This is a genomic window from Cupriavidus sp. 94F1, from assembly GCF_057798875.1.
In genome coordinates this window covers 448,498-474,697 of record NZ_JBYOJT010000002.1, presented here as the reverse complement: position 1 = coordinate 474,697, position 26,200 = coordinate 448,498, and the positions used below count along the sequence as shown (strand labels likewise).

At 67.3% G+C, this 26,200-nt stretch carries 25 protein-coding genes; 17 read left to right on the top strand and 8 right to left on the bottom strand.

The annotated features are described in order from the left end of the window. The first annotated feature begins 5 nt into the window (after window positions 1–5). The 8 genes from AC3FJ6_RS06240 (at window position 6) to phnE (ending at window position 7,387) form a co-directional block, all read left to right on the top strand. On the top strand, window positions 6–740 hold the full coding sequence (locus AC3FJ6_RS06240; RefSeq protein WP_400392166.1) for a nicotinate-nucleotide adenylyltransferase: 735 nt from the start codon (window positions 6–8) through the stop codon (window positions 738–740). A gap of 20 nt (window positions 741–760) precedes the next feature. Next, window positions 761–1,552: a ribosome silencing factor gene (gene rsfS / locus AC3FJ6_RS06235; protein WP_488771140.1), complete on the top strand. Its 792-nt coding sequence runs from the start codon at window positions 761–763 to the stop codon at window positions 1,550–1,552. Window positions 1,553–1,599: 47 nt separating this feature from the next. Further along, complete coding sequence (gene rlmH / locus AC3FJ6_RS06230) at window positions 1,600–2,079, top strand: 23S rRNA (pseudouridine(1915)-N(3))-methyltransferase RlmH (RefSeq protein ID WP_153947490.1); 480 nt, start codon at window positions 1,600–1,602, stop codon at window positions 2,077–2,079. A 123-nt stretch (window positions 2,080–2,202) separates the two neighbouring features. Continuing rightward, complete coding sequence (locus AC3FJ6_RS06225; RefSeq protein WP_488771138.1) at window positions 2,203–2,805, top strand: Maf family protein; 603 nt, start codon at window positions 2,203–2,205, stop codon at window positions 2,803–2,805. 106 nt (window positions 2,806–2,911) lie between these two features. Next, window positions 2,912–4,369: a ribonuclease G gene (gene rng, locus AC3FJ6_RS06220; protein ID WP_153947648.1), complete on the top strand. Its 1,458-nt coding sequence runs from the start codon at window positions 2,912–2,914 to the stop codon at window positions 4,367–4,369. A 220-nt stretch (window positions 4,370–4,589) separates the two neighbouring features. Continuing rightward, entirely contained in the window at window positions 4,590–5,444 is an 855-nt protein-coding gene (gene phnC / locus AC3FJ6_RS06215) for a phosphonate ABC transporter ATP-binding protein (RefSeq protein WP_488771137.1), read from the top strand. Between the two features lie 62 nt (window positions 5,445–5,506). Continuing rightward, window positions 5,507–6,496, top strand: coding sequence for a phosphonate ABC transporter substrate-binding protein (gene phnD, locus AC3FJ6_RS06210; protein WP_488771135.1), 990 nt, complete (start codon window positions 5,507–5,509; stop codon window positions 6,494–6,496). 78 nt (window positions 6,497–6,574) lie between these two features. Beyond that, window positions 6,575–7,387, top strand: a complete 813-nt coding sequence (phnE, locus tag AC3FJ6_RS06205) for a phosphonate ABC transporter, permease protein PhnE (protein WP_488771133.1) — start codon at window positions 6,575–6,577, stop codon at window positions 7,385–7,387. A gap of 262 nt (window positions 7,388–7,649) precedes the next feature. Here the strand turns inward: phnE and phnN are convergent, their stop codons facing one another. The 4 genes from phnN to phnF all read right to left on the bottom strand — a co-directional run bounded on the left by phnN (window position 7,650) and on the right by phnF (window position 11,023). Next, complete coding sequence (phnN, locus tag AC3FJ6_RS06200; protein WP_488771131.1) at window positions 7,650–8,216, bottom strand: phosphonate metabolism protein/1,5-bisphosphokinase (PRPP-forming) PhnN; 567 nt, start codon at window positions 8,214–8,216, stop codon at window positions 7,650–7,652. Next, window positions 8,213–8,962 carry a DUF1045 domain-containing protein gene (locus tag AC3FJ6_RS06195; protein WP_488771129.1) on the bottom strand — a complete coding sequence of 250 codons (750 nt, stop codon included), beginning with the start codon at window positions 8,960–8,962 and terminating at the stop codon, window positions 8,213–8,215. The genes phnN and AC3FJ6_RS06195 overlap by 4 nt, the downstream gene beginning before the upstream one ends. Then, window positions 8,959–10,161, bottom strand: coding sequence for an alpha-D-ribose 1-methylphosphonate 5-triphosphate diphosphatase (locus AC3FJ6_RS06190; RefSeq protein ID WP_488771127.1), 1,203 nt, complete (start codon window positions 10,159–10,161; stop codon window positions 8,959–8,961). The genes AC3FJ6_RS06195 and AC3FJ6_RS06190 overlap by 4 nt, the downstream gene beginning before the upstream one ends. A 127-nt stretch (window positions 10,162–10,288) precedes the next feature. Then, window positions 10,289–11,023: a phosphonate metabolism transcriptional regulator PhnF gene (gene phnF / locus AC3FJ6_RS06185; protein WP_488771125.1), complete on the bottom strand. Its 735-nt coding sequence runs from the start codon at window positions 11,021–11,023 to the stop codon at window positions 10,289–10,291. A 183-nt stretch (window positions 11,024–11,206) separates the two neighbouring features. Here phnF and phnG point away from each other — a divergent pair, with 183 nt between their 5' ends. The 8 genes from phnG (at window position 11,207) to AC3FJ6_RS06145 (ending at window position 17,927) form a co-directional block, all read left to right on the top strand. Continuing rightward, a complete protein-coding gene (gene phnG / locus AC3FJ6_RS06180) occupies window positions 11,207–11,695 on the top strand; it encodes a phosphonate C-P lyase system protein PhnG (protein WP_488771123.1) in 489 nt (162 codons plus the stop codon). Between the two features lies 1 nt (window position 11,696). Then, window positions 11,697–12,332: a phosphonate C-P lyase system protein PhnH gene (phnH, locus tag AC3FJ6_RS06175; protein WP_488771122.1), complete on the top strand. Its 636-nt coding sequence runs from the start codon at window positions 11,697–11,699 to the stop codon at window positions 12,330–12,332. Window position 12,333: 1 nt separating this feature from the next. Further along, window positions 12,334–13,485, top strand: coding sequence for a carbon-phosphorus lyase complex subunit (locus tag AC3FJ6_RS06170; RefSeq protein WP_488771121.1), 1,152 nt, complete (start codon window positions 12,334–12,336; stop codon window positions 13,483–13,485). Continuing rightward, the gene (locus AC3FJ6_RS06165; RefSeq protein WP_488771120.1) at window positions 13,482–14,393 is read left to right on the top strand and encodes an alpha-D-ribose 1-methylphosphonate 5-phosphate C-P-lyase PhnJ; all 912 of its coding nucleotides are present in this window, start codon (window positions 13,482–13,484) and stop codon (window positions 14,391–14,393) included. Before AC3FJ6_RS06170 ends, AC3FJ6_RS06165 begins: the two co-directional genes overlap by 4 nt. Next, entirely contained in the window at window positions 14,390–15,166 is a 777-nt protein-coding gene (gene phnK, locus AC3FJ6_RS06160) for a phosphonate C-P lyase system protein PhnK (RefSeq protein ID WP_153947472.1), read from the top strand. The genes AC3FJ6_RS06165 and phnK overlap by 4 nt, the downstream gene beginning before the upstream one ends. A 5-nt stretch (window positions 15,167–15,171) precedes the next feature. Continuing rightward, window positions 15,172–15,897: a phosphonate C-P lyase system protein PhnL gene (gene phnL / locus AC3FJ6_RS06155; protein WP_488771119.1), complete on the top strand. Its 726-nt coding sequence runs from the start codon at window positions 15,172–15,174 to the stop codon at window positions 15,895–15,897. 75 nt (window positions 15,898–15,972) lie between these two features. Continuing rightward, window positions 15,973–17,184, top strand: a complete 1,212-nt coding sequence (locus AC3FJ6_RS06150; protein WP_488771118.1) for an alpha-D-ribose 1-methylphosphonate 5-triphosphate diphosphatase — start codon at window positions 15,973–15,975, stop codon at window positions 17,182–17,184. Window positions 17,185–17,402: 218 nt separating this feature from the next. Continuing rightward, window positions 17,403–17,927 carry a hypothetical protein gene (locus AC3FJ6_RS06145; protein ID WP_488771365.1) on the top strand — a complete coding sequence of 175 codons (525 nt, stop codon included), beginning with the start codon at window positions 17,403–17,405 and terminating at the stop codon, window positions 17,925–17,927. 54 nt (window positions 17,928–17,981) lie between these two features. Here the strand turns inward: AC3FJ6_RS06145 and AC3FJ6_RS06140 are convergent, their stop codons facing one another. Together AC3FJ6_RS06140 and msbA are read right to left on the bottom strand one after the other, a co-directional pair. Then, complete coding sequence (locus tag AC3FJ6_RS06140) at window positions 17,982–18,587, bottom strand: peroxidase-related enzyme (RefSeq protein ID WP_488771117.1); 606 nt, start codon at window positions 18,585–18,587, stop codon at window positions 17,982–17,984. Window positions 18,588–18,670: 83 nt separating this feature from the next. Continuing rightward, window positions 18,671–20,440, bottom strand: a complete 1,770-nt coding sequence (msbA, locus tag AC3FJ6_RS06135; protein WP_283780787.1) for a lipid A export permease/ATP-binding protein MsbA — start codon at window positions 20,438–20,440, stop codon at window positions 18,671–18,673. Between the two features lie 89 nt (window positions 20,441–20,529). Between msbA and AC3FJ6_RS06130 the strand changes: the two genes are divergently transcribed. Further along, window positions 20,530–21,300, top strand: coding sequence for a glycosyltransferase family 2 protein (locus tag AC3FJ6_RS06130; protein ID WP_488771363.1), 771 nt, complete (start codon window positions 20,530–20,532; stop codon window positions 21,298–21,300). On the opposite strand, the gene AC3FJ6_RS06125 is transcribed toward AC3FJ6_RS06130, so the two are convergent. Both AC3FJ6_RS06125 and dnaE read right to left on the bottom strand, forming a co-directional pair. Continuing rightward, a complete protein-coding gene (locus AC3FJ6_RS06125) occupies window positions 21,245–22,489 on the bottom strand; it encodes a glycosyltransferase (RefSeq protein ID WP_488771116.1) in 1,245 nt (414 codons plus the stop codon). The genes AC3FJ6_RS06130 and AC3FJ6_RS06125 overlap by 56 nt on opposite strands. After that, the gene (gene dnaE, locus AC3FJ6_RS06120) at window positions 22,482–25,994 is read right to left on the bottom strand and encodes a DNA polymerase III subunit alpha (RefSeq protein WP_488771115.1); all 3,513 of its coding nucleotides are present in this window, start codon (window positions 25,992–25,994) and stop codon (window positions 22,482–22,484) included. Before dnaE ends, AC3FJ6_RS06125 begins: the two co-directional genes overlap by 8 nt. Window positions 25,995–26,200: the final 206 nt, after the last annotated feature.

Sequence of the window (26,200 nt, the reverse complement as noted above, 5' to 3'; positions counted from 1 at the left end):
ACCTGATGACCGAAGCCCCCCAAGCCGCCGCCCGGCTCGACGACCCGCAGCGCCCCTACCGCCTGGGTATCCTCGGCGGCACCTTCGACCCGCCCCACCGCGGCCATGTCGCGCTGGCGCAACTGTGCATCGACCACCTGGACCTGGACGAACTGGTCTGGATCCCGACCGGCCATTCGTGGCAGAAGGGCGACCATGTGACCCCGGCCGCCGACCGCTTCGCCATGACCGAACTGGCGGCCGCATCGCTGGTGCCGGGCCGCGCCAAGGTACGTGTCAGCCGCATGGAAGTGGACCGCGACGGCCCGAGCTACACGATCGACACCGTACGTCACCTGCGCGACGCATACGGCCCGCATACGTCGATGGCGTGGCTGATGGGTGCCGACCAGTTGCTGCGGCTGCACACCTGGCACGGCTGGGAGGCGCTGTTCGAACAGGTGCACCTGTGCATCGCCACGCGGCCGGGCTTTCACCTGGAAGAACTGGGCGGGCCGGTGCTTGCCGCGCTGCAGGAACGCCTGGCGGACACGCACCTGATACAATGCTCGCCCTCCGGACATATGTGGATCGACCAGACGCTGGCCGTCGACCTGTCGTCCACCGGCCTGCGCGAGCACCTGGCCGAAGGCCTGTTGCCGGACCAGACGGATGACCGACTGCCGGCCGGCGTGGCACACTACATCGCGCGTCACGGGTTGTACCGACACCCCTCGCCCGACGCGCCCCTACCCGAATGAAGCTGAACAAGAAAGACACCATGGATATTCGTAAACTGCAGCGCGCGATCGTCGACGGGCTCGAGGATGTGAAGGCGCAGGACATCAAGGTGTTCGACACCACTCACCTGACCGAACTGTTCGACCGGGTGGTGATCGCCAGCGGCAATTCGAACCGCCAGACCAAGGCCCTGGCGGCATCGGTACGGGAAACGGTCAAGGACGCCGGCGGCCATATCGTGGCCGTGGAAGGCCTGGAGACCGGCGAATGGGTGCTGGTGGACTGCGGCGACGCCGTGGTGCATATCCTGCAGCCCCAACTGCGCCAGTACTACAACCTCGAGGAAATCTGGGGCGACAAGCCGGTCCGCGTGAAGCTGGCCGCTGCCAAGGGCCTGGCCAAGGCCAGCGAGCCGATGGACGACGAGGACGCCGAACCGGCCCCGCGCGTGCGCCGTGCGTCGAACCTGCGCCCGGCACTGGCCCGCCTGCCCGAAGGCATGAAGGAGCCGTCGCCGCCGATGGGCCACGAGGACACCGATCCGGACGCCATCGCCACGATCCGCAAGCCGGTCCGCAAGACCACCAGCACCGGCACCGGCACGGCCGCCAAGGCGCCGGCGCGCAAGACCACCACGGCGCGCAAGACGTCGGCCGGCACGGCCGCGAAGACGCCGGCCCGCAAGACGGCCGCCGGCACCGCCGCCAAGGCCCCGGCACGCAAGACCGCCACCGGCACGGCCACCAAGGCCCCGGCACGCAAGACGGCCGCCACCAAGACCGCAGCCGCGAAGACCGCCGCGCCGCGCAAGCGCGCCACGCGCTCGGCCTGAGCGCAGTCGGCCCGCTGTCCTGAAGGTATTTCCACCGGGCATCGCACATGCAACTCGTGATCGTGGCGGTTGGCCACAAGATGCCCGCGTGGATCGAATCCGGCTTTGCCGAGTACACCAAGCGGATGCCGCCCGAGCTGCGCATCGAGCTTCGCGAGGTCAAGCCCGAAGCGCGGTCGTCCAGCAACAACGCCGCCACGGTGATGCAGCGTGAAGCGGCGCGCATCGAGGCCGTGCTGGGTTCGCTGTCGAAGCAGTTGCGGATCGTCGCGCTTGACGAGCGCGGCAAGGACTGGACCACCGTGCAGCTGGCCGAGCAGTTGACCGGGTGGCAGCGCGAAGGCGGCGACGTCGCCTTCCTGATCGGCGGTGCCGACGGGCTCGATCCCGCGCTCAAGGCGCGCGCCCAGACGCTGGTGCGCCTGTCCAGCCTGACCCTGCCGCACGGCATGGTGCGCGTGCTGCTGGCCGAACAGCTATACCGCGCCTGGTCGGTCACGCAGAACCACCCGTACCACCGCGCCTGATCCAATCCCCCCCTGGTTCGCTCCCCTCTCCCGCTTGCGGGAGAGGGGAACCAGGCCCACACGGGCCGCGGAAGCCGATGCCGAGCCGGTACAATCGTCGCCAACAACTGCTGGCCGATTTCCGTGACCTCCATCCTCTATCTTGCTTCCCAATCTCCCCGCCGCCGCGAACTGCTGACCCAGCTTGGCGTCCAGTACGAACTGCTGCTGGCCGATGCCGGCGAAGACGCCGAGGCGCTCGAAGCCATACTGCCCGGTGAATCGCCCGACGCCTACGTACAGCGGGTCTGCGCGCTCAAGGCCGATGCCGCACTGCAGCGCCGCGTGCGGCGCGGCCTGCCCGATGCGCCGATCCTGACCTCCGATACCACCGTCTGCCGGGGTGGCGACATCCTCGGCAAGCCGATTGACGCCGCCGATGCCGCGCGCATGCTGGCCACGCTGTCCGGCACCACGCACCGCGTGCTGACGGCAGTGACCGTGGTGTCGGCGCTGGGCCCGCGCCATGCGCTGTCGATCTCGCACGTCACATTCCGCGCCATGGGCGCCGCCGAGATCGACCGCTACGTGGCCAGTGGCGAGCCGCTCGGGAAGGCCGGCGCCTATGGCATCCAGGGGCGCGCAGCCGAGTTCGTCGAGCGTATCGACGGGAGCTATTCGGGTATCATGGGCCTGCCCTTGTTCGAGACGGCGGCGCTGTTGCGCGAGGCGGGTCTGCGCTTCTGACCTCGCCCCCTCCGCCGCATCCGGCCAGGGCATGCAGGGGTCAGATGCCCGGTCTCCCCGGGCGACAACAACAAGCGCCGGCAGACCGGCGACGGCATCCATGGCTATGACCGAAGACATCCTCGTCAATATCACGCCGCAAGAGACCCGTGTGGCCATCGTGCAGCAGGCGGCCGTGCAGGAACTGCACGTCGAACGCACGCTCACGCGCGGGCTGGTCGGCAACATCTATCTGGGCAAGGTCGTGCGCGTGCTGCCGGGCATGCAGTCGGCATTCATCGATGTCGGCCTGGAGCGCGCGGCGTTCCTGCACGTGGCCGACATCTGGCATCCGCGCGACGGCGAGAAGAACGGCCACCTGGCCATCGAGAAGACGCTGTTCGAAGGCCAGGCGCTGATGGTGCAGGTGATCAAGGACCCGATCGGCACCAAGGGCGCGCGGCTGTCCACGCAGGTCAGCATCGCGGGCCGCACGCTGGTGTACCTGCCGCAGGACCCGCATATCGGCATCTCGCAGCGCATCGAAGGCGAAATCGACCGCGAGGCGCTGCGCTCACGCGTGCAGGGCCTGGTGCCGGGCGACGAGCGCGGCGGCTTCATCGTGCGGACCATTGCCGAGGAAGCCAGCGACGAGGAACTGAGCAACGACATCGCCTACCTGCGCAAGATCTGGGCGTCGATCCGGCTGAACGCCACCACGCAGCCGGCGCCGAGCCTGCTGTACCAGGACCTGAACCTGGCCCAGCGCGTGCTGCGCGATTTCATCAACGACGCCACGGGCGTGATCCAGGTGGACTCGCGCGAGAATTTCGTGAAGCTCGTCGAGTTTGCCCAGGAATACACGCCGGCGGTGCTGTCGCGCCTGTCGCACTACACCGGCGAGCGCCCGATCTTCGACCTGTTCAATATCGACGCCGAGATCGAGAAGGCGCTGTCGCGCCGGGTGGACCTGAAGTCCGGCGGCTACCTGATGATCGACCAGACCGAGGCGATGACGACGATCGACGTCAATACCGGCGGCTACGTCGGCGCGCGCAACTTCGACGACACGATCTTCAAGACCAACCTCGAAGCGGCGCACACCATCGCGCGCCAGCTGCGCCTGCGCAACCTGGGCGGCATCATCATCATCGACTTCATCGACATGGAGAACGTGGAGCATCGCGACGCGGTGCTCTCGGAGCTCAAGCGCGCGCTGTCGCGCGACCGCACGCGCATCACGGTGAACGGCTTCTCGCAGCTGGGCCTGGTGGAGATGACGCGCAAGCGCACGCGCGAATCGCTGGCGCATGTGCTGTGCGAGCAATGCCCGGTCTGCACCGGCAAGGGCCAGGTCAAGACCGCGCGGACGGTCTGCTACGACGTGCTGCGCGAGATCATGCGCGAATCGCGCCAGTTCAACCCGCGCGAATTCCGCATCCTGGCCTCGCAGGAAGTGATCGACCTGTTCCTCGAAGAGGAAAGCCAGCACATGGCCATGCTGGGCGACTTCATCGGCAAGCCGATTTCGCTGCAGGTGGAATCGACGTTCCACCAGGAACAGTACGACATCATCCTGATGTAAGGCACAGCCCCGGCTCCTGCATGGCGCCGGGCGCTGAACCACGGGCCTGACATCGGTTGCACGGCCTGCCGCGCGCCGCTCGGCCATCTGCCCCGTCCCACCCCCGCCCTGCGCCCCATCGCGCACTCGCCTCCCCGCATCGAAAAACCTCTGCCTCACGTCATCGTTCTGTCATCCGCCCTCGCCAGAATGCGCAGGTCATTCAAGCAAGGGAGTCGACATGACGCATGCAATCGAAGTGCGCGGCCTGAGAAAGTCGTTCCGCGCGGACCGCAAGGCGCTTGACGACGTCACGCTGCACATCGCCCCCGGCGAGATGGTTGCCCTGCTGGGCGCCTCGGGTTCGGGCAAGTCGACGCTGCTGCGCCACATGGCCGGCTTTGTCGCTGGCGACACCGGTTCGGGCGAGATTCTCGTCAACGGCCGCACGGTGCAGCGCAACGGCCGTCTGGCGCGCGATGTCCGCAAGGTGCGCGCAGAGATTGGATTCGTGTTCCAGCAGTTCAACCTGGTGGGCCGCCTGCCGGTGATCACCAACGTGCTGGTCGGCCTGCTGACCCGCGTGCCCAAGTGGCGCAGCCTGATCCGCTATTTCAAGGCGGACGAAGTGCAGACCGGCCTCGATGCATTGGCCCAGGTTGGTATAGACGACTATGCGTTTCAGCGCGCCTCGACGCTGTCGGGTGGCCAGCAGCAGCGCGCCGCCATCGCCCGCACGCTGGTGCAGAACGCCCGCGTGATCCTGGCCGACGAGCCGATTGCGTCGCTGGACCCCGAATCGTCGCGTCGCGTGATGTCGCTGCTTGCCCAGATCAATCGCACCCGCAAGGTAGCCGTGGTGGTGTCGCTGCACCAGGTGGATGTGGCCATGCGCTACTGCCCCCGTGTGGTGGCCCTGCGCCACGGGAAGGTGGTGTACGACGGTCCCTCGGCCGCGCTGACGCCGAAGATGCTGCGCGACCTGTACGGCACCGAGGCCGACGAGCTGCTGCACGACAGCGTGCCCGACGCGCCGGCGCCGGCCGCCGGCGTACCCGTCCCGGCCATGGTCCGGATGGACCTGGCCACCGCCTGATCGCATTTTTACGAATTACCCAGACCGCGTTTCCCCATCAGTCTTTCCAAACGGAGTTTTCGATGCTTCGCAGAACCTTCCTCGCCGTGGTGGCGTCGGGTGTCGTGGCGCTGCCCGCCTTTGCCCAGGATGCCAAGACCCTGAACATCGGCTTCATCTCGACCGAATCGTCGTCGAACCTGAAGAATGCGTGGCAGCCGGTCATCGACGACCTGAGCAAGACGCTGGGCGTGCCGGTCAAGCCGTTCTTTGCCTCGGACTACGCCGGCATCATCGAAGGCATGCGCTTCAACAAGGTGCAGATCGCCTGGTTCGGCAACAAGTCGGCCATGGAAGCCGTGGACCGCGCCAATGGCGAAGTGTTCGCGTCGGTGATCGACAAGGACGGCAACCCGGGCTACTGGTCGCTGCTGATCGTGCGCAAGGACAGCGACCTGAAGTCGGTCGAGGACGTGATCAAGCGCGGCCGCGATCTGTCGTACGGCGCCGGCGACCCGAATTCGACGTCGGGGACGGCCGTACCGGGGTACTACCTGTGGGCCGCCAACAAGGTGGAACCGAAGACGCTGTTCAAGGCCGTGCGCATCAGCAACCACGAAACCAACCTGCTGTCGGTGCTGAACAAGCAGGTGGATGTGGCCGTGAACAACACCGAAAACTTCGAACGCTACCGCATCAACACGGGCAAGAACGCCTATGACGAAGTGCGCGTGCTGTGGAAGTCGCCGCTGATCCCGGCCGATCCGCTGGTCTACCGCAAGGACCTGTCGCCGGAGATGAAGAAGAAGATCCAGACCTTCTTCGTCAACTACGGCAAGGGCGCCAACGCCGCGCGCGAGAAGGAAACGCTGGCCGCGCTGACCTACCAGGGCTTCCGCCCGTCGAGCGATGCCCAGCTGGTGCCGATCCGCCAGATCGAGCTGGCCAAGGAAAAGGCCAGGATCGAGACCGATACCACGCTGGCCGCCGCCGACAAGGAAAAGAAGCTGGCCGACGTGACGCGTCGCCTGGCCGACCTGGACAAGGCGGCCGCCGCCACCGTGCAGCAGTAAGCCGTACCGGAGACCGGCGATGCCCGATGCGGGCGCTGCCGGTCTTCCCTGTTTCCCGCCTTCCCTTCCGGATTCCCCATGACCGCCACCGCCAAGCCTGGCCTGCCCCCTTCGCCCCAAAGCCATGTTCGGCCGCCGCGCACGTCCCTGTCCGTGATGCTGATCTGGGCAGTGCTACTGGCTCTGCTCGCCATGTCGTGGCAGGGCGCCGACATGCGCCCGCTGGACCTGTTGCGCGATGCCGGCAACATGGCAAAGTTCGCCGCCGATTTCTTCCCGCCCAACTTCCGCGACTGGCAGAACTATCTCGACGAGATGCTGGTGACGGTACAGATCGCGCTGTGGGGCACCGCACTGGCCGTGCTGATGGCCGTGCCGCTGGGGCTGCTGTGCTCGGCCAACATCGTGCCGGTATGGGTGTACCAGCCCGCCCGGCGCATCATGGATGCCTGCCGCGCCATCAATGAAATGGTGTTCGCGATGCTGTTCATCGTCGCCGTGGGCCTGGGTCCGTTCGCCGGCGTGCTGGCCATCTGGATCCACACCATGGGCGTGCTGGCAAAGCTGTTTGCCGAAGCCGTCGAGGCCATCGACCCGCGCCCCGTGGAAGGCGTGCGCGCCACCGGCGCCGGCCCGATCGAGGAAATCGTCTACGGCGTGATCCCGCAGGTGCTGCCGCTGTGGCTGTCGTTCGCGCTGTATCGCTTCGAATCGAACGTGCGCTCGGCGTCGGTGGTGGGCATCGTCGGTGCCGGTGGCATCGGCACCGTGCTGTGGGAGATCATTCGCAGCTTCCAGTACGCCCAGACCTGCGCGGTGATGATCATCATCATCCTGTTCGTGGTGGCCATCGACATGATGTCGGCCCAGATCCGCAAGGTGCTGGTATGACATCCGGCGGCGCGCTGCGTGCGCCACGTGTGAGGCGCGATGCCTGACGCGGGGCGCGCCAGGGATTGAGACGCTGGCCCTCTCCCCCGCCCCTCTCCCGCCACGCGGGAGAGGGGAGAAAACCACGGGATATCAGCCGCGCTCTGGTTGCTAACCCCTCCCGCCACGAGGAAGGGGGAGAAAACCACGGGACATCAGCCGCGCTCTGGTAGCTCCCCTCTCCCGCCACGCGGGAGAGGGGCCGGGGGAGAGGGTCAGCCGGTCAACCGGCGATCAGGCTGGCAAACGCGTCAGCCGAATCCTTCAGTTCACCGCTGTTGTCGATTTCGACCAGCCGGCAGCCAGCCGGCACATCGAACGGTTGCGTGGCCCGTGCCAGGCGCCCGGCAATCGCCGCTTCGGTTTCGCGGCCACGATTGCGCAGGCGCACCGCCAGCGTCTCGGGTTTCACGCGCACATGCACGGCACAGAGCTTCGGATAGCGCGCCGCCGCGTCGGGCAGGTATTCGCGCGATCCATTGACGATGACCTTCAGGCCCTGCGCCAGCCACTGCTCGATCTCCACGCCGATACCGTAATGCAAGCCGTGGCTCTGCCAGTGCATGGCCAGGCAGCCCAGCCCGACGCGGCGCGTGAACTCATCGGCGGTCAGCGCCACCGACGCCTCGTTGGCATCGGCGGCGCGCGTGATATAGCGATGGGCGATGACCACCGGGTCGGCCGGCTTCAGCCGTTCGTGCAGGGCCCGCAGCAGTGAATCCTTGCCGCTGCCGGACGGGCCCATCACGTAGAACAGGCCATTGCCGTCGGTCTCAGGGCGGAGACTCATGCCAGCCAGCCCGCGCCGGCACCGTCCACCGTGGTGCCGTCGAAGCGATAGTGACGCGCGGCGACGAAGTCGGCGCCGGCCTCGGGTTGCACATAAAGACTGATGCTGTCCACGTGCAGCGGCTGCTCCAGCAGCCGGGCGCCCGCCGCCGACAGCCTATCGAAGGCCGCGGCCTCGTCGGCCGCGTCGAGCATGCCGGTCAGCGTGATGTGGAAAGTGAACGTGTCGAACACGTACGGATAGCCCCATGCATCGAGATGCCGCCGTTGCGCCGGACTCAGCCGGTCCGGGTTGCGGCGCGCGATCTCGGCTTCGGTGGGCGGCGCGCGGAAACGATCGAACCCGGTGACGCAGGCATCGGCCAGCGCATGCATCCGCCGGCCGCCCTCGCCGTCGGCATCGTCCAGACACCAGGCCAGGAAGCCGCGCAGCGCACGCAGCGTCAGCGGGGCGTCGAACGGCTGGCGCCCCGCAGCGAAGGCGCGCATGGCGCCATCGAGCATGGCCGCGTCCGTGCCTTCGGCCAACCGGAATGGCGGTTTCAAGGTCGCGTGCAGCGCGTAGTGCGCGGGGGCCTTGACCCACTCGGCGGGCCGCTGTGCGATGCCCGGGGGCAGCGGCAGCGCGGCACCCGTATCGGCATCGCGGCCCAGCCATTGCGCGCCGAAGCTGCGGAATGGCTCGGCAGGTGCCAGGTAGATCGCATAGCGATGGGCCGATCGGGAGGGTCGGGTCGCCTGGCTCATGCGGCCAGGCTGGCCTGGTTGGCCAGGTCGATCAGCGGCAGCGCCACGGCGGCGTGGCGCAGTTCGCCATTGACGATGGTGCCGCACACGCGCGGCAGGCCCGGCAGGCTGTCGTCGATCAGCACCGCATCGGCACGCATGCCCGGCACCAGCGCGCCACGGTCGCGCAGGCCGGCCGCGCGTGCCGGGTTACGCGACACCAGATGCCAGGCCTCGGGCAGGCTGCAGACACCCAGTTGCACGAGCTTGAACGCAGCCTGCAGCGGCGCGGGATAGTAATAATCCGAAGCCAGCACGGTACAGAGGCCAGCGGCAATCATTTCGGTGGCATTGGGCGCGCCGGTGTGGCTCTGGCCGCGCAGCACATTGGGGGCACCGAACACGGTCTCGTCGCCGATCTGGCGCGCCAGCCTGGCCACTTCCACGGTCAGCGGAAATTCGGCGATGGCGCAGCCCTGGCGATGGTAGTGCTGGCGCGTGGCCACATCGGGATCGTCGTGCGACGCCACCGGCAGGCCAGCCTCGCGCGCGGCACTGATCAGTTGCGAAACGGCGGCCGGCACGTCCTGCGCGTGGCGGCTGGCCGCGCGCAGGCGGCTGCGGAATGCCTCCATGTCGCACTCGGCGCGCTCGGCGTATTGGGCCAGCTTGCGCTCGTCGTTCATGCGGCGCGCCATGGTCGGCAGATGGTCGTTGATGGCCAGCAGGCTCACGCGGCCATCGGCCATCCATTGCAGGGCCGTCTCCACGCCGGCCAGGTGGTAGGCCTCGAAGCGCAGGTGCACCTTGTGCGACGCACCGAGCACCGGCGCCAGTTGCGACAGCGCCTCGAACATGCGCACCGCGTAGGCTTCACCGCGCAGCCCCCCTTCCCAGGACAGCGTCACGCCGTGGAATTCGGTCGTGATGCCATGCGCCAGCAGCTGGCGGTCCACATCGAGCAGCGCCGGGCCATATGGAAAGCTGACGCCGGGACGCGGCATCACCGACCGTTCGAACGCATCGCCATGGATATCGACGATGCCGGGCAGCACCAGCAGGTCTCCGGCGTCGATGCAGGGGCCGCTGCCGCCGGCCTGCTGCGCGATGTTGCCTTGCTCGAAGCCCAGCGTGGCGGGGGCGATGGTACCGGCACCCAGCACACGGCGGCCAGTGATGCCGTGCAGCGGGAGCGAACAGGTTTGTATTGTCGTTTGCATGATGGGCGTTACGGGTTCGCCAGCAAGTTAGCGCCGGCACATGACATACATATGTCTAGACCAATAGGGTCGCATGCCGGATCAAGCCATGAGGCCGACTGTGCCGCCAGGGCAAGCGGCCCGTCTGTCAGTCGTTGTCGGACACCGTAAGCTGCACCCAGTCGCCAGCGAATCGGGTCATGCTGTACTGCACGGGCACGCCGTCGATATCGACGTTGAGCGCCTCCACCTGCAGCACGGGGCGCGTCTTGGGCTGGTTCAGCAGCCGCGCCACCGGGGCGCTGGGCATGGCCGCGGTGATGCGCGACCACTTGCGCGTGTAGTCGGCAATGCCGAACTGCGCCAGCGCACGCGAAATGGACTGCGTCTCGCGCACGGCATCTTCCAGGCCCGGAAACCGCTTCGGATCGAAATAATGCTCGGCGACGTCGATGGTGCGCGCTTCGGCCTTGCCCACCATCTGGATATGCAGGATATCGGCCGTGCGCGGCAGGCCCAGGTGCCTGGCAATCTCCGGCGCGCGCAGCGTCTGGCTGTCGACGATCTCCAGATGCCCGCGCATGCCCTGCGCGGCCAGGTTCTGCGAAAAGCGCGTGCGGCGGCCGATCGCGTAGTCGATCGCATGCTCCTGCACGAAGGTACCGCGGCCCTGCTCGATGCGAACCAGACCGCTCAGTTCCAGTTCGCCCATCGCGCGGCGGATGGTGTGCCGGTTCACGGCAAAGCGCGTGGCCAGTTCCGGCTCCGGCGGCAGCTGCTCGCCGGGACCATAGAGTTTGTTGCGGATGTCCTCCGCCAGCGCCTCGCCAATCTGGCGCCACACCGCCACGCCGGAGCCCCGTTCCACTTCCCGATCAGACATCTTCGCTCTGCCCTGTGTCATCAAGCCTTAATGGTTGCCGTGCGATTGTGCCCGAGTCCCGGTGCGCCGGTCAGGTGTCCGAGCAAAGTCCCCGACCCGTCACGAAACGTTCATGTGGCTGTGGTCTAGTATCGCCGTGTTGTGGTAGTTTACATCTAAACGTATAGACGTATAGGGGTGATCATGCAAAGTGAAACCGCCAACCAGGCCAATGCGGCACGTGCCGCCTGGCTGCGGGTGCTGGCGCTGGCCCAGTCGGATGCGCTCGATGCGGCGTACACCCGGCTGCAGGAACAGGCCACCCTGCCGGGATATCGCCTGTTGCGCAAGCCCGAATCGGGCATGGCCATGGTGCGCGCCCGGGCGGGCGGCACCGGCGCCCAGTTCAACCTGGGTGAAATGTCGGTCACACGCTGCGCCGTGGTGCTGGACGAATCCGGCGATGTGGCGGCCACGGCCGGCGTCGCGTATGTGCAGGGTCGCGGCCAGCGCCACGCCGAACAGGCCGCCGTGCTCGATGCCCTGCTGCAACGGCCGTCCTGGCACCAGCGCGTGCAGGACGTGGTCGTCGCCCCGCTGGCGCAGGCCCTGACCGAACGCGCCGCGCGGCAGGCCGCCACCGCCGCGCAAACCCGCGTGGAATTCTTCACGATGGCCCGCGGAGAAGATTGAGATGTCGCCCCCCCAGAATACGATGCAGGCCTTCGCTCCCAGCCCCACCCCGGCCACCTCGCTGCTGCCCGGCTTCGACAATCCGGTCGATGATGCACAGGCCGTGTTCCGCGCCACGCTTGAAGCGTTCGCGCATCCGGGCCGCCTGGAAGTGCTGCCCGTCGGCAGCGGCCAGCCCGAAGGCCTGTCCCCGGTACTGGCCGCGCTGCTGCTGACGCTGGCCGATCCGGATACCCCCGTGTGGCTGCCTGCCGGCGTGCCGGCCGCCGCGCGCGCTTTCCTGCGTTTTCACTGCGGCTGCCCGCTGGCCGATGCCCTTGCCGACGCCACCTTCGTGTGCGTGCCCGCCGGGCATGCCATGCCCGCGCTGGCCGACTGCGCGCAAGGCCTGCCTGCCTATCCGGACCGCTCCGCCACGCTGATCGTCGAGGTCGATTCGCTGCGCGACGGCGACGCGCTGACGCTGACCGGCCCCGGCATCGAGACCACGCAGGCGCTGCACGTGCGCGGCCTGCCCGCCGATTTCCGGCCGGCCTGGCGCGCCAACAATGCCCGCTTTCCGCTGGGCGTGGACCTGCTGCTGGCCAGCGGCCAGCAATTCTGCGCCTTGACGCGCACGACACGCGTGGAGGACTGACATGTACGTAGCCGTCAAGGGTGGCGAGCGCGCCATCCTCAATTCGTACCAGATGCTGGACAACTACCGCCGTGGCGACACGTCGGTGCCCGAACTCACGCTGGCGCAGATCCGCGAGCAGATGCCGCTGGCGGTGGCCCGCGTGATGGCCGAGGGCTCGCTCTACGACCCGCACCTGGCCGCGCTGGCCATCAAGCAGGCCGCCGGCGACCAGATCGAGGCCATCTTCCTGCTGCGCGCCTATCGCACCACGCTGGCCCGCTTCGGCTACACCCAGGCGATCGATACCGGCACGATGACGCTGCAGCGCCGCATCTCGTCGACGTTCAAGGACGTGCCGGGCGGCCAGGTGCTGGGCCCGACGTACGACTACACGCAGCGCCTGCTCGACTTCACGCTCGAAGCGGGCCGCGACCCGGCCCCGCTGGCGCCGTCGCCTGAACCGCTGGCGTCGAACATGCCGCGCGTGACCGGCCTGCTCGAAGCCGAATCGCTGGTCGAAGCCGACACGATTCCCGCCGGCGACCCCGCGCCGCCAGACCTCACGCGCGAGCCGCTGACCTTCCCGGCCGAGCGCCCCGCGCGCCTGCAGAACCTGGCCCGCGCCGACGAAGGCTTCCTGCTGGCCATGGGCTACTCGACGCAACGCGGCTACGGCAATTCGCACCCGTTCGCCGCCGAGATCCGCTACGGCAGCACCGAAGTGGAAATGTTCATCGAGGAACTGGGCTTCGCCGTGACCATCGGCGAAGTGGAACTGACCGAATGCCAGATGGTGAGCCAGTTCGCCGGCAACGCCGACGAGGCGCCACGCCTGACGCGCGGCTACGGGCTCACGTTCGGCTACAACGAGCGCAAGGCGATGTCGATGGCGCTGGTGGACCGTGCCATGCGCGCCGAAGAGCTTGGCGAAGCCGCCGACAACCCCGCCAACGACATCGAATTCATGCTGTACCACAGCGACAACGTGGAAGCGTCCGGCTTCGTGCAGCACCTGAAGCTGCCCCACTACGTGGACTTCCAGGCCAACCTGGAACTGCTGCGCCGGCTGCGCGCCGAGCAGGCAGGCCAGGCCACACCGCCCACCGCATCCACCGGCGCGCCGCAGCCGTCGCCTTCGCCATCGCCATCGCAAGAGGAGTCGCTGGCATGACCATCGCCAACGCCAACCCCGGCGCCGCCACCGCAACCATTGCGCGCGACGACCACTACAACTTCGGCTACCTGGACGAATCCACCAAGCGCATGCTGCGCCGCGCGCTGCTGAAAGCGGTGGCCATCCCTGGCTACCAGGTGCCGTTCGGCAGCCGCGAAATGCCGCTGCCGTATGGCTGGGGCACGGGCGGCATCCAGGTGACCGCCGCCATCATCGGCCGCCACGACGTGCTCAAGGTGATCGACCAGGGTTCGGACGACACCACGAACGCCATCAACATCCGCCGCTTCTTCGGCCGCGTGACCGGCGTGCAGACCACGGAGCGCACCGCCGAGGCGACCATCATCCAGACGCGCCATCGCATTCCGGAGACGAAGCTGCGCGCGGGCCAGACCATGGTGTACCAGGTGCCCATCCCCGAGCCGCTGCGCTGGCTGGAGCCGAGCGAGACCGAAACGCGCACGATGCACGCGCTGGCCGAATACGGATCGATGCACGTGAAGCTCTACGAGGACATCGCGCACCACGGCCACATCGCCACCACGTACGACTACCCGGTGATCGTCAACCAGCGATACATGATGCGCCCGTCGCCAATCCCCAAGTTCGACAATCCCAAGCTCGACCGCAGCCCCGCGCTGATGCTGTTCGGCGCCGGCCGCGAGAAGCGCGTCTACGCCGTGCCGCCGTACACGTCCGTCAAGAGCCTGGACTTTGTCGACCACCCGTTCACCGTCGAGAAATGGTCGAGCTGCTGCGCGCAATGCGGCGCCACCGACAGCTATCTGGACGAGATCATCACCGACGATGCCGGCACGCGCATGTTCGTGTGCTCGGACACCGAGTACTGCGCCGACCGCCAGGCGGCCCAGGCCGTCAAGACCGCCGCCGGAGGCCAACCATGAACGCCACGCCACTGCTTTGCGTCCGGCAGCTCACGCACACCTGGGACGGCGTGCACGGCTGCCACGACGTCACTTTCGACCTGTACCCTGGCGAAGTGCTGTGCGTGGTCGGCGAATCGGGCTCGGGCAAGAGCACGCTGCTGCAGGCGCTGTCGATGCAGGTGCGCGCGCAGCGCGGCAGCGTCAGCTACGACATGCGCGAAACCGGCCTGACCGACCTGGCCTCGCTGTCCAGCGCGCGCATGCGCCTGCTGGCGCGCACCGACTGGGGCTTCGTGCGCCAGCATGCCCGCGACGGCCTGCGCATGCAGGTCAGCGCCGGCGCCAACATCGCCGAGCGCCTGATGGCCGTGGGCAACCGCCACTACGGCGACCTGCGCGAGATCGCCGGTGCCTGGCTCGAAAAGATGGAAATCGACCTGGGCCGCCTGGACGATGTGCCCAGCACGTTCTCGGGCGGCATGCAGCAGCGCCTGCAGATCGCACGCAACCTGGTCACGCATCCGCGCCTGGTGTTCATGGACGAACCCACCGCATCGCTGGATGTCTCGGTGCAGGCCCGCCTGCTGGACCTGATGCGCCGGCTGGTGACGGACCTGGGTCTGGCCGCCGTCCTCGTCACGCACGATCTGGCCGTGGCGCGCCTGCTGGCCCACCGCACGTTGGTGATGCAGGGCGGCCGCGTGGTCGAACAAGGCCTGACCGACCAGATCCTCGACGACCCGCAGCATCCGTACACCCAGCTGCTGGTTTCCTCCATCCTGCAGGGCTGATCACGATGCAAGCAGATTCCCGGAAGCTGATCGAGGTCCGTGGCCTCGGCAAGATGTTCACGTTGCACAACCAGGGCGGCATCCGCCTGCCCGTGCTCCAGGCGATCGACTTCGACGCGTCGCGCGGCGAATGCCTGGTGCTGTCGGGCCGCTCGGGCACCGGCAAGAGCACGCTGCTGCGCTGCCTGTACGGCAACTACCTGGCCACCGAAGGCACCATCCGCCTGCGCGATACCAGCGAAGCGGGCGAGCCGTGGGTGGAGCTGACCCATGCGTCCGAACAGCGCGTGCTGAAGCTGCGCCGCGACGTGATCGGCTATGTGTCGCAGTTCCTGCGCGCCATCCCGCGTGTCTCGGCGCTCGATGTGGTGGCCGATCCGATGCAGCAGCGTGGCGCGAGCCACGAGGAAGCCCGCGCCCGCGCCGCCGTGCTGCTCGAACGCCTGAACCTGCCGCGCCGCCTGTGGGACCTGCCCCCGGCCACCTTCTCGGGTGGCGAGCAGCAGCGCGTGAACATCGCGCGCGGCCTGATCGGCGGCCATCCGATCCTGCTGCTCGACGAGCCGACCGCTTCGCTCGATGCCGACAACCGCGCGGTGGTGATCGCACTGATCCGCGAGGCGCTGGCCGAAGGCCGCGCGCTGATCGGCATCTTCCACGACGAAGCCGTGCGCGATGCCGTGGCCACACGTGCGCTGCCGCTGCAGCCGGTGGCGGCCGCCAACGCCTGACACCCGGCGCCCAACGCATGCCAACATCGGCACCGCCCCCGACAAACCTGCCCTGAGCCCGACACGGAACCGGACATGTCCACCACCTACCTGACGCACGCCACGCTCGTTCTGCCCGACGCCGTGCTGCACGACAGCGCCCTGCTGATCGCCGACGGCCAGATCGCCGCCATCGAACCCGAGTCGGTTCCCGCCCATGCCGCGGTGATCGACCTGCGCGGCCATACCGTGATGCCGGGCCTGATCGACGTACATTGCGATGCCATCGAAAAGGAAGCCGAGCCGCGCGCCAACGTCCTGTTCCCGCTCGACTTTGCCGTGGCGCAGGTTGATCGCCGCAATGCCGCCGCCGGCATCACCACGCCGTACCACGCGCTCTCGTTCGCCAGCAACCAGTTCGGCGTGCGCAACAACGACACCGCCGCCACGCTGGTGCGCACGGTGGCCCAGTACCGCAAGCACAGCCTGGTCGACAACCGCATCCACTGCCGCTACGAAGTGACCGATGCGGCTGCCGTGCCGGTGCTGGAAATGCTGATGGCCGAAGGCGTGGTGGACCTGCTGTCGGTGATGGATCACTCGCCCGGCCAGGGCCAGTTCAAGACGCTCGACGCCTACCTGTCGTACATGATGGGCAACCATGGCATGAGCCGCGACGAGGCGGCCAACGCCGCCGCGAAGAAGACAGCCGAACTGGACGGTGCCACCGAGCGCGTCAACCGCCTGGTGTCGAAGGCCCACGCGCTGGGGGTGCCCACGGCCAGCCATGACGACGATTCGCCACAGCGCATCGCCGCCATGCATGCGCTGGGCGTGCGCATGAGCGAATTCCCGATCAACCTGCAAACGGCGCAGGCCGCCGCCGCGCATGCACTACCGACCATCCTGGGCGCGCCCAACGTGCTGCGCGGCAAGAGCCAGAGCGGATCGATGCGGGCCATCGACGCGATCCACGCCCGGGTCGGCAATATTCTCTGCTCGGACTACCAGCCATCGACGCTGATCGCCGCCGCCTTCGCCGCCGCGCGTCTGGCCGAGCTGCCGCTCAACGACGCGCTGGCGCTGGTCAGTGCCAACCCGGCCGACGCGTGCATGCTCGACGACCGTGGCCGGCTGCTGCCCGGCAAGCGCGCCGACGTGATCGCCGTGGCCAGCGTGGCCGGCCAGCCGCTGGTCACGCATACGTGGTCGGCCGGCCGTCTGGTGTTTGCGGCAGGCTATCCGGCCGTCCATCCTGCGGCCTCCCATACCGCCGCGCGCGCGGCCGAAGCGCCTGCCGTGGCCTGACCCTGCGCACCGGCGCGCGATCAAACGCGCGTTCGGCAATGTCGCCCGCCCAGCCATGAAAAAGGCCGCGCATCGTCGCGCGGCCACATTTATTGACTATAGGCGCTACGCGCGGCGCTGGCACGGTAGGACTAGTCCTCATCACTGGCGGCTGGCCTTTGCACCGCTATCCCCTACTCTGGAGATGCAGGTGGCGGGAGCTTGAAGGGGTCGACATGATGTCAATGCGGATCACGGTGCCAGCGATGCTGGCCATTTTTTTATGTGCGGGATGCGCGGACCTGTTGCCGCAGAAGGTCGATCGATCGCCGCCGCTGGCGGGCCCGCAGGTCAATGCCGACACGACTTACCCACCTGCCCCGCTCGCGCGCCCCACGCCAATCCCGCCGCACGAGATCAACATGACAGGCACCTGCAAGCGCACCGAGGAGGACGGCTTCCGGGAAGATGCCGTGGTACGCGTATCCCACAATGCCGTGCAGACGCTGACCTGGAAACTGTGGGTGTCGCGCAAGGGGTCGTGCCACTTCGACCTCGATGAATTCAAACAGGTGCAGCAAACGCCGCATATCGAACTGCATGCCATCGACGGCAGCGGCTGCAAGCTTATGGTGTGGCAGGACCCGCGCCGCATCACGCTAGCCCACGCACGGTGCGAGAAGCACTGCACGCCGGGCATCTACGAGCAGGCCTGGCCGGTGCTGTTCGATCCACGTAACGGCAACTGCGCGCAGATCCGCTGAAGATCGGCGGCCGGGGCACCGCGCCGGCCTGCCTGCCGGCGCGCCTGGGTGCGGCTACTTCGCCTTGGGCACGCGGCCCATCAGGAAGAACTCGTCGTTCGGACGCATGCCGATGGTGTTCGCCATGCGGTTCGACAGGCCAAAGAACGCCGTGATGGCGGCGATGTCCCACGCGTCCTCGTCGTCAAAGCCATGGACGCGCAGCGCGTCGAAATCGGCCTCGCCGATCGTATGCGACGCCTCGCACACTTTCATCGCGAAATCGAGCATGGCGCGCTGCCGCGGCGCGATATCGGCCTTGCGGTAGTTGACCGCCACCTGGTCCGCCACCAGCGGCTTCTTTTCGTAGATGCGCAGGATGGCGCCGTGCGCCACCACGCAGTACAGGCACTGGTTGGCGCCCGAAGTGGCCACGACGATCATCTCGCGGTCGCCCTTGGTCAGGTTGCCGCTCTCCTTGAGCATCAGCGCGTCGTGGTACGCAAAGAAGGCCCGGCATTCGTCGGGCCGGTGCGCCAGCGCCAGAAACACATTGGGAACGAAACCCGCCTTTTCCTGCACTTCCAGCACGCGCTGGCGCAGGTCATCGGGCAAGCCGGCAATCTCCGGGACGGGATAGCGGCTGATCGGGGGTCGGGTGGACGGTGATGCCTGGGTCATGTCTGTCTCCTCCGGGTAGGTTTCCCGTGTGTGTACATGCCCGGCCATGGCAGGGCACCATGGCCGTCGAAACCGTGTGTCGCTTACTCCGCCGCCGTGGCGAACTGAATGCGGTGCAAGCCGGCGTACAGCCCGTTGGCGGCCAGCAGCGCACCGTGGCTGCCCGCCTCGGCCACGCGGCCATGTTCCAGCACCACGATGCGGTCGGCGTTTTCAATCGTAGACAGCCGGTGGGCAATCACCAGCGTGGTACGGCCTACCATCAGCGATTCCAGCGCCGCCTGCACCTGGCGCTCCGATTCGGAGTCCAGCGCCGACGTGGCTTCGTCCAGGATCAGGATCGGGGCGTCCTTGTAGATGGCCCGCGCAATCGCCAACCGCTGGCGCTGGCCACCGGACAACTTCATGCCGTTGTCACCGATATTGGTTTCCAGCCCTTCCGGCAGGCCCTTGACCACATCGGTCAGGTAAGCCGCCGCCAGCGCGCGCTCGACGCGCGCCATGTCGATCTTCTCGCGCGGATGTACGCCATACGCTACATTGGCAGCCACCGTATCGTTGAACAGCACCACGTCCTGGCTCACGAAGGCGATCTGGCGGCGCAGGTCGTTCAGGCCGAACTGGTCGATCGGCTTGCCGTCGAGCATGATGCGGCCTTCGGTCGGGTCGAAGAAGCGCGGTAGCAGGTTCACAAGCGTGGTCTTGCCACTGCCCGACGGCCCCACCAGCGCCACCACCTCGCCCGGTGCGGCGTGGAAGTTCACACGGTTCAGCGCCGGACGGGCGGCATCGCCATAGCGGAAGCCGACGTTTTCGAACACCAGGTCACCCCGGGCGCGCTCCAGCGGCAGCCCGCCGGTCTGCGGCTCGATCGGCTCGTCGATCAGCCCGAAAATCATCTCGGCGGCGGTCAGGCCCCGCTGCAGCGGCTGGTTCAGGTCGGTCAGGTGCTTGAGCGGCGAAATCAGCAGCAGCATGGCCATCACGAAGCCGGTGAACCCGCCGATGGTGGTCTGGTTGCCCTGGGCCTGGATCATCGCGATGGTCAGGATCACCGACAGCGCCAGCGACGCCAGGAACGCCGTCACGGGCTGGTTCAGGCCACCGGCCACGGCCATGCGCATCGAATAGCCGCGCAGGCGCTCGGCCATCGTGGCAAACCGCGCCGTTTCGTATGCCTCGCCGCCGTGCAGCTTGACGACCTTGTAGCCGCCAGCCGCTTCCTCGACCACGTAGGCCGCGGTGTTGGTCAGTGCCTGGTGCTCGCGGTTCAGCCGGCGCAGCCGGCGGTTCACCTTCGACATCACGAAGCCGATGGTCGGCAGCAGCACGGCCACCACCAGCGTCAGGCGCCAGTTCGTGTAGAACAGGTACACCAGCAGCGCCAGCACGGTCAGGGAGTCGCGCACCAGCGTGATCAGCACGCCGGTCAGGATCTGCATGACCTGGTTGACCTCGAAGATCACGGCGTTGATCAGCGAGGCGGCGGTGTTGCGGTGATAGAACAGCGCCGGCGCGTGCAGCATGCGCTCGAACATCTGCATGCGCATCTTGAGCAGCACCTTGTTCGAGATCAGCGACAGCAAATATCCGGACGCGAACTGCGCCACGCCGCGCACCAGCGCCACGCCGACCAGCAGCGCCGGCACGTGCCAGAGCTTGCCGGCGTAGCTGCCGCCAAAGCCCTTGTCGAGCAGGTCGTTGACCACCTTCGGGATAATGCCCTCGCTGGCCGCCACGAGTGCCATGGCCAGAATCGCCAGCACGAAGTTGCGCATTTCGGGCTTCAGGTATGCCCAGACGCGCTTGAGGGTGTCGGTTTCCTGGGGCGTTTGCTTTTTGCTGTCTTTCACGTTGGCTCCACTTGCCGATCGGGGCCCGCACCGACTGCCGCTAGAATGGCGGGCAAATCCGGTCTGCGGGATCCATCGCAAGCATGTCTATGAAAATCTCTGTCGTACTGATTACAAAGAACGAGGCACACAACATCCGGGACTGCCTCGAAAGCGTCTCCTGGTGCGACCGCGCGATTATAGTGGACTCCGGCAGCACGGACGGCACGCTGGAGGTTGCCCGCGCCATGGGTGCCGAAGTTCATGAAACGGCTACCTGGCCCGGTTTCGGCCCCCAGAAGAACCTCGCCCTGTCCAAGGTCCAGAGCGAATGGGTGCTGTCGATCGACGCCGACGAGCGCGTCACGCCCGCCTTGCGCGACGAAATCCTGGCCGCCATCGACTCCGGCCGCGCCGACGCCTACGACATGCCGCGCCTGTCGCGCTTCTGCGGCCGCTTCATGCGCCACAGCGGCTGGTATCCCGACCGCCTGACACGCGTGTTCCGCGCCGGCCGCGCCCGCTTTACCGACGATATCGTCCACGAGAACGTGGTCACCGACGGCCCGGTCGGCCATCTGCAAACCCCGCTGCTGCACTACACCTACGATGATTTCTCGCAGGTGCTGCGCAAGATCGACCAATACTCCACGCTGGGCGCCAGACAGGCATTCCAGCGCGGCAAGCGCGCCACCGTGTTCAGCGCCTGGACCCACGGCAGCTGGGCGTTCCTGCGCACCTGGCTGCTGCGGCGCGGCTTTCTGGATGGCCCGCAGGGGCTGGCCGTCGCGCTGATGAACGGCCAGGCCAGCTATTACAAGTACATCAAGCTCTGGCTGCTGCACCAGCAGGCGAAACATCCGCCTGCGTCAGCCGATTGACCAGCGCGCCGAACGCCTGAGCCGTCGGGCCGAAACCCATCTGTTCGATGTGGCGGGCGGCGTGGGCCAGCAGCGACTGGCGCAGCGCGGCATCGTGCAGGCCACTGCGGATCGCCGCGGCCAGCCCTTCCACATCGCCCACCGGCACCAGCAGGCCGGCGCGGCCATCGTCAAGAATCTCGCGGGGGCCAGTCGGGCAATCGGTGCTCACCACCACCTGGCCCACCGCCAGCCCTTCCAGCAGGACGTTGGGCAGGCCTTCCATCTTCGAACTGAACGCCATCAGGCGCGCCTGGCGAATCCAGGCGTAGGGGTTCGACTGGAAACCGGCGAACGTCACGCGCCCGGCCAGGCCCAGCGATTGCGCCAGGGCTTCGAGCCTGGGTCGTGACGCGCCATCGCCAACCAGCACCAGTCGCTCGTCAATCCCCTGTTCGACCAGCCGCGCATAGGCATGCAGCAGCGAAGTAAAGTCCTTCTGGCTTTCCTCCAGCCGGCCTATCGAGACGATGAACGGCTCGGCGGGCGCCAGCCCCGGCTCCAGCGGCTGCGCGGCCCGGGCGCGAATATTGTCGAGGTCGATGGCGTTGTACAGCCGCACCAGCCTGGGCGCCGCGTCGGGCATCAGTTCGCGGGCATCGGCCAGCATGCTGTCGGTCAGCATGACCACCGCGTCGTAATCGACCTTGCACTGATGCCGCAGCTTGCGCAGCTTGCGGCCATGGCCGCGCGCCAGGTGCGCCACGCTGAAATGCTGGTAGCCGATCATCGGCACGGGTAGCGGCCCGGTAATGCGCGATAGCGACATGTCGTAGTCCACGACCATGTCGAAGCCCTGCTCCAGGATCGCCATGAAGCGGCGCCGGACGATCGGCTTGCGCACCGGGGGCAGCAGGGCTTCCTCGTAGATCTTGCCCAGCACGCCCAGCTTGCGCTGCTTCTTCAGCTGGCGGCAATGCGACAGCCAGCGCTCGGGCGCCAGCACGTGGACATCCACGCTGGCGGGCAGCCGGGCCCGGAAGTGCGACGCCAGCTCCGGCGAGGGATAGGTGACCGTCAACGCCAGATCGAACCTGTCCTGCAGCGATGTCAGCAGCGAGACCAGCGAGGTCTCGATGCCACCATGCAGGAAATGGGTGACGTGAAACAGGATGCGTTGCCTGCGGCCCACCGTCGCTCGCTCAGGCATATAGCATGCGCACACTGTCGCCCAGCGCATCGCGCAGGGTGGTCAGCGCCTCCTCGGAGGGGGTGATCTGCCACTGGTCGCCCAGCGTGGCCTCGCACTGGGCCGACTTGTTGACATAGCGGATGCGCACCGGCACGCCCGGCACCTGGGGCCCCTGGGCCCCATTGGCCAGGAACGGCGTCAGCAGTTCCCGCAGGCGCTCGGTCGAGGCATTGCCGTTGAAACCCAGGCACACCGCATCGGCGTACCGGGCGCGCGCGGTCACCAGGTCCATCACCGACTCGGCCGTGAAGCGCACGCCGCCCGTGAATGTATCGTGCCGCGCATTGCCCTGGGCGATGATCAGCTCGTCCTCGCGGAACATGTGGCGGTTGGCATCGTACAGTTCGTTGAACACGGTCATTTCGATCTGGGCCGTGCCGTCGTCGATCATGACGATGATCAGCTTGCCGCGCTGGGTCATCTGCGTGCGCACGCCCATGATGACGCCGGCGACCACCTTGCCGCGCACGTCGCGGCCGTAGCCGCCGCCGTTGCCCTGCACTTCCTTTTCCAGCGCGGCCAGCGTGCCCTTCACGAACTTGCGCACCTCGTCGCGCGAGGCGTCGAACAGGTGGCCCGAGAAGTAGTAGCCCAGCGCCTGCTTTTCTTCCTGCAGCGTGCGCTTGGCCGTCCAGCGCGGTTCGTCGATCAGTGCCGGGCGATGGGCGTCGCCGGCATCGTCCATGAGATCGAACAGCGACACCTGGTTGGCCGACTCGGCCTTCTGCTCGGCCGCTTCCATCGCGATCGACACCGAGGCCAGCAGCTGGGCGCGGTTGTCATTGAGGCTGTCGAACGCGCCGGCGCGGATCAGCGCCTCGATCGTGCGGCGGTTGACCTGGCGGCGGTCCACGCGCTCGCAGAAATCGAACAGGTCCTCGAACGGCTTTTCTTCGCGCGCGCGCAGGATGTCCTCGATCGCGCCCTGGCCCGATCCCTTGATGCCGCCCAGGCCGTAGCGGATGGTCTTCGCATCGGTCGGGGCAAAGCGATATTCGCTGGCATTGACGTCCGGCGGCAGGACCACGATCTTGTTCAGGCGGCAATCCTCGTAGAGGATCTTGACCTTGTCGGTGTCGTCCATGGCCAGCGACATGTTGGCTGCCATGAATTCGGCCGGATGGTGCGCCTTGAGCCACGCCGTGTAGTACGCCAGCAGCGCGTAGGCGGCCGCGTGCGACTTGTTGAAGCCGTAGCCCGCAAACTTCTCCATCAGGTCGAAGATGTCGTCGGCCTGCTGCGCGCTCAGCCCGTTCCTGGCGGCCCCCTCGCGGAACAGCTCGCGATGCTTGGCCATTTCCTCGGCCTTCTTCTTGCCCATGGCCCGGCGCAGCAGGTCGGCGCCGCCCAGCGAGTAGCCGCCGATGATCTGCGCCATCTGCATCACCTGCTCCTGGTAGACCATGATGCCGTAGGTCTCCTTGAGCACCGGCTCGACGCGCGGGTCCGGATATTCCACCTTCTCGCGGCCGTGCTTGCGGGCGCAGAAGCTGGGGATCAGGTCCATCGGGCCCGGACGGTACAGCGCCACCAGCGCGATGATGTCCTCGAAGCGGTCAGGCTTGGCGTCCTTGAGCATGCCCTGCATGCCGCGGCTTTCCAGCTGGAACACCGCCACCGTGTTGGCGCTCTTGAGGATCTCGAACGCGGGGCCGTCGTCGAGCGGGATCTGGCTGCAGTTCCAGTCGGTCTTGCTCGGGTCCAGGCGGCGGATGTAGCGTTCGGCCCAGTCCAGGATCGTCAGCGTGGTCAGGCCCAGAAAGTCGAACTTGACCAGGCCAGCCGCTTCCACGTCGTCCTTGTCGTACTGGCTCACCACACCGCTCATGCCGTCGGTGCCCTGCGTGTACAGCGGGCAGAAATCGGTCAGGCGGCCCGGCGCGATCAGCACCCCGCCGGCGTGCATGCCGACGTTACGCGTCATGCCTTCCACGCGCTGGGCAAGCTCCAGCAGCTGGCGGACTTCTTCCTCGTTGCGTTCGCGCTCGGCCAGCGCCGGCTCTTCCTTCTTGGCTTCCTCCAGCGTCACCAGCTTGCCCGGCTTGAACGGAATCAGCTTGGCCACGCTGTCGACAAAGCCGTAGCCCAGATCCAGCACGCGGCCCACGTCGCGCACCGCCGCCTTGGCGGCCATCGTGCCGAAGGTGGCGATCTGCGACACGGCTTCCTTGCCGTACTTTTCCTTGACGTACGTGATCACGCGATCGCGGCCGTGCTGGCAGAAGTCGATATCGAAGTCGGGCATCGACACCCGCTCCGGATTCAGGAAACGCTCGAACAGCAGCGCGTACTTGAGCGGGTCCAGGTCGGTGATGCCCAGCGCGTAGGCCACAAGCGAGCCAGCACCCGACCCCCGGCCCGGCCCCACCGGCACGCCGTTGTTCTTGGCCCAGTTGATAAAGTCCGCCACGATCAGGAAGTAGCCCGGGAAGCCCATCTTGATGATGGTGCCGGTCTCGAATTCGAGCCGTGCGTAGTACTCGGGGCGCTTGCTCTCGCGCTCGGCCTCGTCGGGGAACAGCACGGCAAGGCGCTTTTCCAGCCCGTCCTTGGCCATGAACACGAGGTAGTCGTCCAGCGACATGCCATCGGGCGTCGGGAACAGCGGCAGGCGCGGCTTGCCCAGTTCCAGCGTCAGGTTGCATCGCTTGGCGATCTCGACCGAGTTCTGCAGCGCCGACGGGATGTCGGCAAACAGCGCGCACATCTCGTCCTGCGTCTTGAAGTACTGGTCGGTCGTGAACTTGCGGGTGCGGCGCGGGTTGGCCAGCAGCTCGCCTTCGGCGATGCACACGCGTGCCTCGTGCGCGGTGAAATCGTCCGGCGTCATGAACTGCACCGGATGCGTCGCGACCACCGGCAGCTGCAGCGCGGCGGCCAGTTGCACGGCCTGCTGCACATAGGCGTCGGTGCCGGGATGCCCGGCGCGCTGCAGTTCGATATAGAACCGCTGCGGGAACACCGTGGCCCAATGGCGTGCCGCGCGGCGCGCCGCGTCGGGATTGCCGTTCGCCAGCGCCAGGCCGACGTCGCCGCCCATCGCGCCGGACAGCGCGATCAGCCCGGTGGCCAGCGGCAGGCCTTCCTCGCCCGGCTCCTCGAACCAGCCCGGCTCCAGCTCGGCACGGCCGCGATACTGGTTGCTCAACCAGGCGCGCGACAGCAGCGTGCAGAGGTTCAGGTAGCCGATGCGGTCCTGCACCAGCAGCTGCATGCGTGCCGGCTTGTCGCGGTCATCGGCGTTGGTCAGCCACACATCGGCGCCGACCACGGGCTTGATCCCGCTGCCACGGGCTTCCTTGTAGAAGCGGATCAGCCCGAAGGCGTTGGCCAGGTCGGTCAGCGCGAGCGCGCCCATGCCGTCCTTGGCAGCAGCCTTGACGGCGTCATCGAGACGGACGATGCCGTCCACCACCGAGTATTCGGAATGGAGGCGAAGGTGTACAAAGCGGGGTGCAGACATAGGGCGCCATTGTACCGGCTCCCCCCGCCGCTCACTCTGAGAGTTTTCGCAAAGTAACACCTCGGCATGCCCCGCGCGCCACTCACCGGACCCGCACGCGGCGGGTTTCGGGGGCGGCGCCAAGCGGCTATAATTTCGCCTTTCCAATCAGGCAGTTACCAAGCGCGCTGGCGCGCCCTGCAGCCACCCTGCAGCGCCCGGCCGGC

Bases quoted from the DNA above. Each gene is read 5' to 3' on its own strand.
- AC3FJ6_RS06195 (WP_488771129.1), bottom strand. From the start codon at position 8,962: ATGAGCCAGGCGACCCGACCCTCCCGATCGGCCCATCGCTATGCGATC.
- rlmH (WP_153947490.1), top strand. From the start codon at position 1,600: ATGCAACTCGTGATCGTGGCGGTTGGCCACAAGATGCCCGCGTGGATC.
- AC3FJ6_RS06150 (WP_488771118.1), top strand. From the start codon at position 15,973: ATGTCCACCACCTACCTGACGCACGCCACGCTCGTTCTGCCCGACGCC.
- phnC (WP_488771137.1), top strand. From the start codon at position 4,590: ATGACGCATGCAATCGAAGTGCGCGGCCTGAGAAAGTCGTTCCGCGCG.
- phnG (WP_488771123.1), top strand. From the start codon at position 11,207: ATGCAAAGTGAAACCGCCAACCAGGCCAATGCGGCACGTGCCGCCTGG.
- AC3FJ6_RS06240 (WP_400392166.1), top strand. From the start codon at position 6: ATGACCGAAGCCCCCCAAGCCGCCGCCCGGCTCGACGACCCGCAGCGC.
- dnaE (WP_488771115.1), bottom strand. From the start codon at position 25,994: ATGTCTGCACCCCGCTTTGTACACCTTCGCCTCCATTCCGAATACTCG.
- AC3FJ6_RS06130 (WP_488771363.1), top strand. From the start codon at position 20,530: ATGAAAATCTCTGTCGTACTGATTACAAAGAACGAGGCACACAACATC.
- rsfS (WP_488771140.1), top strand. From the start codon at position 761: ATGGATATTCGTAAACTGCAGCGCGCGATCGTCGACGGGCTCGAGGAT.
- phnF (WP_488771125.1), bottom strand. From the start codon at position 11,023: ATGTCTGATCGGGAAGTGGAACGGGGCTCCGGCGTGGCGGTGTGGCGC.
- AC3FJ6_RS06140 (WP_488771117.1), bottom strand. From the start codon at position 18,587: ATGACCCAGGCATCACCGTCCACCCGACCCCCGATCAGCCGCTATCCC.
- phnN (WP_488771131.1), bottom strand. From the start codon at position 8,216: ATGAGTCTCCGCCCTGAGACCGACGGCAATGGCCTGTTCTACGTGATG.
- rng (WP_153947648.1), top strand. From the start codon at position 2,912: ATGACCGAAGACATCCTCGTCAATATCACGCCGCAAGAGACCCGTGTG.
- AC3FJ6_RS06145 (WP_488771365.1), top strand. From the start codon at position 17,403: ATGTCAATGCGGATCACGGTGCCAGCGATGCTGGCCATTTTTTTATGT.
- AC3FJ6_RS06165 (WP_488771120.1), top strand. From the start codon at position 13,482: ATGACCATCGCCAACGCCAACCCCGGCGCCGCCACCGCAACCATTGCG.
- AC3FJ6_RS06190 (WP_488771127.1), bottom strand. From the start codon at position 10,161: ATGCAAACGACAATACAAACCTGTTCGCTCCCGCTGCACGGCATCACT.
- AC3FJ6_RS06125 (WP_488771116.1), bottom strand. From the start codon at position 22,489: ATGCCTGAGCGAGCGACGGTGGGCCGCAGGCAACGCATCCTGTTTCAC.
- phnD (WP_488771135.1), top strand. From the start codon at position 5,507: ATGCTTCGCAGAACCTTCCTCGCCGTGGTGGCGTCGGGTGTCGTGGCG.
- phnK (WP_153947472.1), top strand. From the start codon at position 14,390: ATGAACGCCACGCCACTGCTTTGCGTCCGGCAGCTCACGCACACCTGG.
- phnH (WP_488771122.1), top strand. From the start codon at position 11,697: ATGTCGCCCCCCCAGAATACGATGCAGGCCTTCGCTCCCAGCCCCACC.
- AC3FJ6_RS06170 (WP_488771121.1), top strand. From the start codon at position 12,334: ATGTACGTAGCCGTCAAGGGTGGCGAGCGCGCCATCCTCAATTCGTAC.
- phnL (WP_488771119.1), top strand. From the start codon at position 15,172: ATGCAAGCAGATTCCCGGAAGCTGATCGAGGTCCGTGGCCTCGGCAAG.
- phnE (WP_488771133.1), top strand. From the start codon at position 6,575: ATGACCGCCACCGCCAAGCCTGGCCTGCCCCCTTCGCCCCAAAGCCAT.